This is a genomic window from Burkholderia sp. Ac-20345, assembly GCF_017104825.1.
In the GTDB taxonomy this organism is placed as follows: Bacteria; Pseudomonadota; Gammaproteobacteria; order Burkholderiales; family Burkholderiaceae; genus Burkholderia; species Burkholderia lata_B.
The window spans coordinates 1-8,755 of sequence record NZ_JAAGPO010000298.1 but is presented as its reverse complement, the minus strand read 5'-3'; the positions used below and the strand labels follow the sequence as shown (position 1 = coordinate 8,755).

8 protein-coding genes are annotated in these 8,755 nt (G+C 68.8%); 4 read left to right on the top strand and 4 right to left on the bottom strand.

From position 1 onward, the window contains the following. Positions 1–286 precede the first annotated feature (286 nt). The 4 genes from G3O06_RS44635 (at position 287) to G3O06_RS44620 (ending at position 3,934) form a co-directional block, all read left to right on the top strand. Entirely contained in the window at positions 287–1,570 is a 1,284-nt protein-coding gene (locus tag G3O06_RS44635; RefSeq protein WP_205819894.1) for an isoprenylcysteine carboxylmethyltransferase family protein, read from the top strand. Between the two features lie 128 nt (positions 1,571–1,698). After that, the gene (locus tag G3O06_RS44630) at positions 1,699–2,196 is read left to right on the top strand and encodes a GNAT family N-acetyltransferase (protein WP_205819893.1); all 498 of its coding nucleotides are present in this window, start codon (positions 1,699–1,701) and stop codon (positions 2,194–2,196) included. 516 nt (positions 2,197–2,712) lie between these two features. Continuing rightward, positions 2,713–3,303, top strand: a complete 591-nt coding sequence (locus G3O06_RS44625; RefSeq protein ID WP_205819892.1) for a histone acetyltransferase — start codon at positions 2,713–2,715, stop codon at positions 3,301–3,303. 58 nt (positions 3,304–3,361) lie between these two features. Continuing rightward, positions 3,362–3,934, top strand: coding sequence for an NADPH-dependent FMN reductase (locus G3O06_RS44620; protein WP_205819891.1), 573 nt, complete (start codon positions 3,362–3,364; stop codon positions 3,932–3,934). 32 nt (positions 3,935–3,966) lie between these two features. On the opposite strand, the gene G3O06_RS44615 is transcribed toward G3O06_RS44620, so the two are convergent. The 4 genes from G3O06_RS44615 to G3O06_RS44600 form a co-directional block, all read right to left on the bottom strand. Beyond that, positions 3,967–4,581, bottom strand: coding sequence for a DUF2894 domain-containing protein (locus G3O06_RS44615; RefSeq protein WP_205819890.1), 615 nt, complete (start codon positions 4,579–4,581; stop codon positions 3,967–3,969). Then, positions 4,578–5,222 carry an OmpA family protein gene (locus G3O06_RS44610; protein ID WP_069250901.1) on the bottom strand — a complete coding sequence of 215 codons (645 nt, stop codon included), beginning with the start codon at positions 5,220–5,222 and terminating at the stop codon, positions 4,578–4,580. Before G3O06_RS44610 ends, G3O06_RS44615 begins: the two co-directional genes overlap by 4 nt. Before the next feature lie 3 nt (positions 5,223–5,225). Then, positions 5,226–8,273 carry a DUF802 domain-containing protein gene (locus G3O06_RS44605; protein ID WP_205819889.1) on the bottom strand — a complete coding sequence of 1,016 codons (3,048 nt, stop codon included), beginning with the start codon at positions 8,271–8,273 and terminating at the stop codon, positions 5,226–5,228. A 10-nt stretch (positions 8,274–8,283) separates the two neighbouring features. Further along, positions 8,284–8,755: DUF3348 family protein (locus tag G3O06_RS44600; RefSeq protein ID WP_205819888.1), on the bottom strand; the 472-nt coding region annotated here is incomplete at its 5' end.

Here is an 8,755-nt window from a genome sequence, read left to right as displayed (position 1 = left end):
CCCCGGCGGCGCGGCCGGCACGGTCACGACGCCGGCTGGCGGTGGCTCCGTGGTGGGTGGCCTGACCGGCGGCTCGAACGGTGGTGCCGCGGGCGGCGCCGGCAACCTGCTGTCGCCGGTGACGAACCTCCTCGGCGGTCTGCTGGGCGGCGGCACCAAGAAGTAACGCTTTACCTATCAGAACCACAGGCCAATGGCCGGGCGCGCATCCATACAAAGCCCGGCCGACGGCCGGCGTCACCCGCCAAGCGGGGGCGCCGGCCCTCATCCGTACGAGGATCCGATCATGAATTCCACGCTTGACGGCATCGCCGCGGTCCAGGACCACCCACCCCGTTCCGCCACGCCCCTGCGCGCCGGCCTGCTCGGCATCGCCGCCGGGCTCTTTGCGCTGTGGATCACGCGCGACCAGCCGGCCCTCGATGCCGCGACGCGCGCGGTCATCGCCAGCCTCGCGATCATCGGCACGATCGCGCTGCACGAAATCTTCATCTCGCGCGTCTACCTGCGCCCGAGCGCGGGCCTGTCACGGCAGGCCGTCCGGCCGCTCGGCATCGCGCGCGTCACGACGCGGCTCGGCGCGCTGACGTCGATCTATGCCGGCATCGGCGTGATCTACTGGCTGCTGCCCGAATACCACGGTGCGTTCTACCGGCCGTTCTGGTCGCTGCTGCGCTCGCTCGCGCCGTACGTGATCGTCGCCGCGCCGTTCTACTTCGCGTGGATGGACCGGCACCAGCGCGAGACCGACGACGCGTACCTGCTGTGGGGCCGCTTCCTGTTCCGCCGCGAGCAGCCCGCGAGCTGGAAGCCGGTGCGCGAGATGCTGGCCGGCTGGGGCGTGAAGGCGTTCTTCCTGCCGCTGATGACCGTCTACCTGTCGAAGGACGCCGATCACCTGACCGCGTCGCTCGCGAACGCGATGCACGCGCCGACGACGATCGCGGCCTTCGTGTTCATGTACGACCTGTCGTTCACGATGGACCTGATGTTCGGCACCGTCGGCTACCTGTGCACGTTCCGCATCCTCGACAGCCACGTGCGCACCGTCGAGCCGACGACGCTCGGCTGGGTCGCCGCGCTGATGTGCTACCAGCCGTTCTGGTCGCTGTTCTCGAACAACTACATCCGTTATGAAGGCTCGATGTTCTGGGACAACTGGCTGATGTCGGCTCCGACGCTGCGCGTGATCTGGGGCACCGTGATCATCCTGCTGCTGCTGACCTACGCGCTGTGCACGATCTCGTTCGGGCTGCGTTTCTCGAACCTCACCAATCGCGGGATCATAACGTCGGGCCCGTACCGTTTCACGAAGCATCCGGCGTACATCACGAAGAACCTGTCGTACTGGATGGTGTCGGTGCCGTTCGTCGAGCCGCTCGGCTGGCAGGTCGGGCTCATGCACTGTGCGGGGCTCGTCGCGGTCAACCTGATCTACTACACGCGGGCGAAGACGGAAGAGCGCCACCTGATGCGCGACCCCGACTATCGCGCGTATGCCGAATGGATCGAGCAACATGGGTTGTTCGCGCGGATCAAGCAGGCATTCGGGCAGCGCGCGCCGGCCTGAAGCAGCGGCGCAAGGCGGGGCCGACTGCCCCGCCCACGTCTGCGTTCTCGTTCGCGTTCGCACATCGACGTTTCGCCGGTTCCGGCGCACAATGCGCGCTCCCTCGAGAACGGTGCAACAGGCGAACGATGAACGTCACCACGGTGCGGCTGGCTACGACCGATGATGCGGCGATTGCCGCACGCATTCTGACCGATGCCGTTGCGCTCAAGACCGCGCACGACGACACGGCATGGGGGCATCGCGCACGCACCGAACAGGACGTTCGCCCGATGCTCGACGACGGCAGTCTTCACATCGTCGAGCAGGACGGCATCGCGGCCGCGATGTTCGTGCTGACGTGGGACGACGAAGCGTACTGGGGGCCGCAGGCGCCCGTCGCCGGCTATCTGCACCGGCTCTCGGTACGGGACGGCTTCCATGGCCGCGGGCTCGGCCGCCATGCGGTCGACTGGTGCGCGGATCAGGTGCGCGCGCAGCAGCGCGCGCTTCTGCGGCTCGATTGCGATCCGCGCAACGTGAAGCTGTGTGCGTATTACGAGGCGCTGGGCTTCGAACGCGTCGCGCTTCGCCCGCTGCCCAGCGGTTACATCGCTTCGCTCTACGAGCGCGCGGTGGCCGGTTGACGGCACCGGCCGCGCGCACTGTCCTGTAGCCGCGATCCGGCCCGCCTCGCCCGCCACTCAAGCGGCGACACGCCCCCTTGCGGCCAATTGTCGCGAAACGACGCGAATCTCCGCCTTTCGTCGCTTTTCATCTTCTGTCCGGTTGCCCACCGGAATCGCGTCGCGTATGGTGCTGCCCGTCCGCGTGCGATACGGCGCCCGACCTGCGCGCTATCACCCGGACCTTCGACCGTCGTCCCGCACGACGGCCGCGCGGGCCGTGCCCGCCGCTCACCGTCTCCGCGATGCCACCCTTCGGCGCCGCGCATTCTTGAGGAGAGAGACGTGATCCACAAAGTCCTGATCCTGTTTGCACTCTGCATCGCGGGCCTCGCCGCGATCGCCGCCGGTTTCCAGCACATCCCCAGCTGATTCGCGGCCCCGGCTCGCTTTGCCGAGCCCGGGGGCCGCACCCATTCCTCTCCCCTTTTGCGATGAACCACTTTCTCGGACCGCCCGGGACGGGCGACCTTTGCCATGCGCATCGACGTACAGCATTCCCAGCACGACATCGACGATGAACTCGACACGCTCTACGCGCGTCTCCACCAGCCAGGCCATCGCCTGCACGGCCTGCCGGCCATCGCGCTCGACCGCTCCGGCCTGATCGTCCGCCACCGCGAAGCGGACGGCGAGTACTTCCTGTATGTCGAGGATCCGGCCGCGCGCCAGCTGGCCGGCTATACGGTGTTCAACCGCTTACCCGAAATCCCGCGCCGCGCCGACCGCTACCTGCGCGCGCCGCATACGCGGCTGCGCGGCTCGTCGCAGCGCAAGGGCCTCGCGACGACGCTGTATCGCTGGGGGCTCGACGCAGGCCTGTGCCTGATCAGCGGCGCGCGCCAGTCGATTGGCGCCGCGCAGTTGTGGACAGCGCTCGCGCAAGACTACCGGCACGGCTTCGTCGATATCGAGGAGCGTGCGCTGCGTTATCTCGGCGACACCGTCGCCGACGACGTGCACGGCGCGCTGCATACGCGGCGGCTGATGCTCGGAAACGGATGGGAAATCGGGGAATTCGCGCGCGTGACGGGGATGACCGGTGCCGTCCCGACGCCGGTGCGATAATCCGTGCGACCCGCGCGACGCACGCCGCTATGCCACGCGCCAACCGACACGCACATCGATGACCACCGATCCCCGCACCCACGCCGACCGCCACATCGACATCGTCGCGCTGTGCGGCAGCCTCCGCACGCAGTCGTACAACGCCGCGCTGCTCGATGCAGCCGCGCTCGTCGCGCCGCGCGGCATGCGCATCGTGCGCTTCGATCGTCTCGGCGAATTTCCGCTGTTCAATCCCGATGCCGAATATCCGTCGCCCGCTGCGGTGCGCGACCTGATCGACCGCGTGAATGCTGCCGACGGCTTGCTGATCGCCAGCCCGGAATACGCGCACGGCGTAACGGGCGTGATGAAGAACGCGCTGGACTGGATCGTGGGATGCGAGGCCGTCGTGTACAAACCGGTCGCGGTGCTGAATGCGTCGCCGCGCGCGACGCATGCGGACGCGGCGCTGCGCGAAACGCTGTCGGTGATGTCGGCGCGCATCGTCGAACCCGCGTCGATCACGCTGCCGATCCTCGGAAGCCAGCTCGACGCGGCGGGCGTCGCCGCGCATCCGCCGTTCGCGGCGGCGCTGGCCGGCGCGTTGCACGCACTGCGCGCGGCGATCCAGGAGGCAGAGCCCGGCCGGTAGTGACCTGCGTTCGTTCGTGAACGCGCGCGGCGTTACCGCGCCTTCGTGCGCGTCACCTTCTTCGCTGGTTTTGCCGCCTTCGCGCGCGGCGCTTCCTTCTCGGGCTGCGCGCCGCCGCCGGCAAGATCCTCGAGCCACGCGAGCGCGTCGACATACGACAGGAACTGCTGCAGATAGGCCGGCGACAACTCGCGCATCGTCGCGAGCGACCGGTGCACGAGACTGTTCGAATTGAGCGGCCCCGCGTTGCGCGGCACCTGGTCGAGCGACTGACGGTACTGCTGCTCCGTGCGGACTTTCGACCACATCGTGCGGAAGTAGTCGACCAGCTCGGGATCGAGCCCGCGCCGGTCGGCCTGCGCATCGCGCGCGAGCCGCTCGACGAGTTCCGACAGCGCGCCGCGCGCGGGCGCACCTGGCGCGTCGCTCACGGTGCCCGTTTCACCGGCGCGCGACACAACCTCCGCGAAACCTTCGAGCAACGTCGCCAGACGCGCGTCGAGCAACGCGCGTGCGTCACCTTCGAGCACGGCCGCCCGTCGTTCGAGCGCGTCGATCCGGTGAAAGCGCACCGGATCGAGCCGATCGGCGCCCTGCTCGCGCCATGCGTCGAGCGTCGCGCGAACGTGCGTCGCGTCACCCGTCACTTCGCCTTCCCTCCGTTCGATGCCGACTTGCGCGGCACCGGCGCGATCTCCACGCGACGGTTCTTCGCGCGGCCTTCATCGTCCGCATTCGAACTGACCGGCTGTTCCGAGCCGAACGCGGCCGCGAACACCGACGACGCCGGCACGCCGGCGTCGATCAGCGCACGCGTGACCGTCAACGCGCGCTTGGCCGACAGTTCCCAGTTGTCCGCGAACTGGCGGTTGCCGGCATGCACCTGCTGGTCGTCGGCGAAGCCGCTGATCATCAGGATCTCGTCGCGCGTCTTCAGGTAGGCGCCCAGCGGCGCGGCCAGCGTCTTCAGCAGATCGCGGCCCGCGGGCTGCAACTGGTCGGAGTTCAGCGCGAACAGCACGTTGCCGCTGATGCCGATACGACCGTTCACGAGCGTCACGCGGCCGGCCGCGAGCGGCCCGGCGAGCGCCTGCTCGAGCGACTTGCGCTGCTGCGCTTCCTGCTGGCGCGCGCGTACGGCTTCCTCGAGCTTCGACGTGAGCTGAAGCTGCATGCCGATCACGCCGACGAGGATCAGCACGAACGCGCCGAGCAGCACCGACATCAGGTCGGCGAACGCGGGCCATACCGGCGCGGAGGACGCGCCGCCGTCGATTTCGTCGTGCATGCGTTACGCTCCGACGCTCGCCCGCCGGCCGGCGAGCTGCTGCAGGTCTTCGACGATCTGCTTCTGCGACATCATGCTCAGGTCGATCACCTCGCGCGCCTGCGCGACGTAGTACTCGAGCTGCTCGTCGCTGCGCGCGAGCGATTTCTCGAGCGCGGCCTCGATCCGTTGCAGATGGGTCAGCAGCTTGTCGTTCGACTCGCCGAATACCTGCACGGCCATGCCGAACGCGTCGCCGAGGCTCGCGACTTCGACAGCGCCTGCCGTGACCTGCGCGGCCACCGAGTCGAGCTTGCGGGTTTCGGCATCGACGGTGTCGTTGAAGCGCGCGCCGACGCGGTCGAGCAGGTCGGCCGACGTGCTGACGAGCGCGTCGATCGCGGTGCGCTGTTCGGTCGACGCGTGGTTGACCGCGCCGAGCAGCGTTTCGAGCGTCGCGAGCAGGCGGCTGCGTTCCTCGAGCATCGCAGTGTCGTGCACCAGGCTGTCGGACAAGCGCTGGCGCAGCTCGGCGACGACGTCGGCCGCGGCCTTCGGCGCCTCCGACGCAGCCTGCACGAGGCGCGCGATCTCGTTGATCGTGTCGCTCGCATGCACCTGTGCCTGCGCGGTGATGTCGTTCGCGGTGCGCGCCAGCGTGTCGCAGATGTCCTGCTGACGCGTCGCGGCCTGCGCGCTCGTCTGCGCCCATTCGTCACGCAGCGCGGCGGCCATCGCAGCGAGCGAGTCGTTCCATGCCGACAGGCGCTGTTCGTCGCGCGCGGCAAGCTGCGTCTGCAGGCCGGCATGCGAATCGCGGATCGTCGACAGCAGGTCGTTCGAGCGTTGTTCGAACGTCGATGCCTGCGCGGTCAGATCGCGCGTCGTTTGTGCGAGTGCGTCGCAGATTTCCTGCTGGCGGCCCGCGCTGTGCACGCCTGCGCGTTGCCATTCGTCGCCGAGCTTCGTCGCCATCGCGGCCAGCGAATCGTTCCACGCGGTGAGGCGTTCTTCATCGCGCGCAGCAAGCTGCGTCTGCAGGCCCGTGTGCGAATCGCGGATCGTCGACAGCAGATCGCTTGAGCGTTGCTCGAACGTCGAAGCCTGCGTGGTCAGGTCGCGCGTCGTTTGTGCGAGCGAATCGCAGATTTCCTGCTGGCGGCCGGCGCTATGCACACCTGCACGCTGCCATTCGTCGCCGAGCTTCGTGGCCATCGCGGCCAGCGAGTCGTTCCATGCCGACAGGCGTTCTTCATCGCGTGCGGCAAGCTGCGTCTGCAGGCCCGTGTGCGAATCGCGAATCGTCGACAGCAGATCGGTCGAACGTTGTTCGAAGGTCGACGCCTGCGTGGTCAGGTCGCGCGTCGTTTGTGCGAGTGCGTCGCAGATTTCCTGCTGGCGGCCAGCGCTATGCACGCCTGCGCGCTGCCATTCGTCGCCGAGCTTCGTGGCCATCGCGGCCAGCGAATCGTTCCATGCCGACAGGCGTTCTTCATCGCGTGCGGCAAGCTGCGTCTGCAGGCCCGTGTGCGAATCGCGAATCGTCGACAGCAGATCGGTCGAGCGTTGTTCGAACGTCGAAGCCTGTGCCGTGAGATCACGCGTCGTTTGCGCCAGTGCGTCGCAGATTTCCTGCTGACGGCCGGCACTGTGTACACCCGCGCGTTGCCATTCGTCACCGAGCTTCGCGGCCATCGCGGCCAGCGAATCGTTCCACGCGGCGACACGCTGTTCGTCGCGCGCCGCCAGGTCGGACTGCAGCCCCGCGTGCGACTCGCGCATCGCGGCGAGCGTCGCGCCCGAATGGCGTTCGAACGTCGCGGCGGCCTCGCCCAGCGCGCGCGCATGCTGGCCGGCCAGCGTCTCGCCGACCTGCTCCTGGCGCGACAGCGCATCGCGCCATGCGTCCGACAGGCGGCTTTCAGTCGATTCGAGGCGCGTTGCCACGCCGTCGAGCAGGTCCGTCGAACGCTGCGCGAACGTGTCGGTGAACTGGCCGAGCGTCGTCTGGAGCTGCTGCGCGACGGCGTCGCCTGCACGGCGCTGTTCGTCGAGCGCGCGGTTCCAGACGGCCGTCACGTTGCCGGTGGTCTTCTCGAAGCCGTCCGTCAGCCCGTCGAGCTGACGCTGCACGGCGCCCGTCACGGTGTCGCGCAGCGCGGCCATCTCCTGCGCAAGCCCCGTCATCGTCGCGGCGACGACCGGCTGCAGCGCGGCACCGGCCACGCGCGCGCTTTCGGCGGCGCTTTCCTTCAGCGCATCGCCGACATTCGACGCGAGGCCCGCGTACGCGCGCTCGGTCCGGTCGAAAAACGCCTGCTGGCTTTCGATCTGGCGATCGTGCAGCGCGACGCTGCGCGCCTCGAGCGTCGTCATCATCGTCTGCAGGCGATCGACCAGCGCCGGCATCACGTCGGCCTGGCGCTGCAGCAGCCGGAACGATTCGTCGCGCTGGTGCGCGGACGAATGCACGCGCAACGTCGTCGCGATCTTCGCGTCGAGCTGCTGGGCTGCGTCGATCCGCTCGCGGCGCACGAGCGCGGACAGCAGCCCGAGCATCGCGGACGTCGCGACGCCGGCGATCGACGTGCCGAACGCGAACCCGAGGCCCTTCACCGGCGCAATCAGCGACGCGCGGATCGCGTCGAGATCGGTCGCGCTTTCGAGCGCGGCGCCCGTGCCCTTCAGCGTGACGACCATCCCGAGCAGCGTGCCGAGCATGCCGAGCAGCACGAGCAGGCCGACGAGGTAAGGCGTGAGCGACGGGCCCGGCAGCGCGACGCGCGCGCCTTCGACCCGTGCGCGCACGGCGCCGCGCAGGCCCGGGTGCAGCGTGTCGAGCCACGTGTCGAGCTTCGCGGGCGGCTCGGTCAGGCCGGCGACCGCGCGCGACAGCGTGGCGGTGGCCTGCCGGTAGCGCAGCAGTTCCCATGCGCCGGCGACGTAGCACGCGGCGATCAGCAGCGTGACGGCCGACGCCAGCGGGTTCGACGCGACATAGCCGACGCCGATCCAGCACACAGCGAGCAGACCGGCGACGAAGACAACGAGATCAAGGCGAATTCTGGACATAGCGTGTTGATTAGCTGGTGCGAAGGGCCGCGAGCAGCCCGTCTACCGTTTGAAACCGGACTTCGAGTTCGGCAAGCAGGATGCTTTGCATCTCGTCGCGAAACGTATCGAGCCATGTGCCGGGCACGATCGCCGTGACGGCCGTGTCATCGGCCACCACCGCGCCGTCACCGGCCGGATCGGCTGCGGCTGCGGCTGCGGCTGCGGATTCAGCGTCGGCGAGCGCCTGCCGCTCCGCGTCGCGCAGCCGCCCGAAACGCGTGCCGAGCAGCGCGGGGATGGCCGACAGCAGGCTGCGCTCGCGCGCGCCGAGCACGCGCTCCATGATGGCGTCGAGCGTCGCGAGCCGTGCCATTCCGGACGAGCGTGCGGCAACCGCGACCCGCAGGCGGCCGCGCAACTGACCGATCGCCGTTTCCATGTCCTGCTGCAGGGACAGATAACGCTGGCGGAAGTCCGCGAAATCGGCCGTGTCGGCGGCA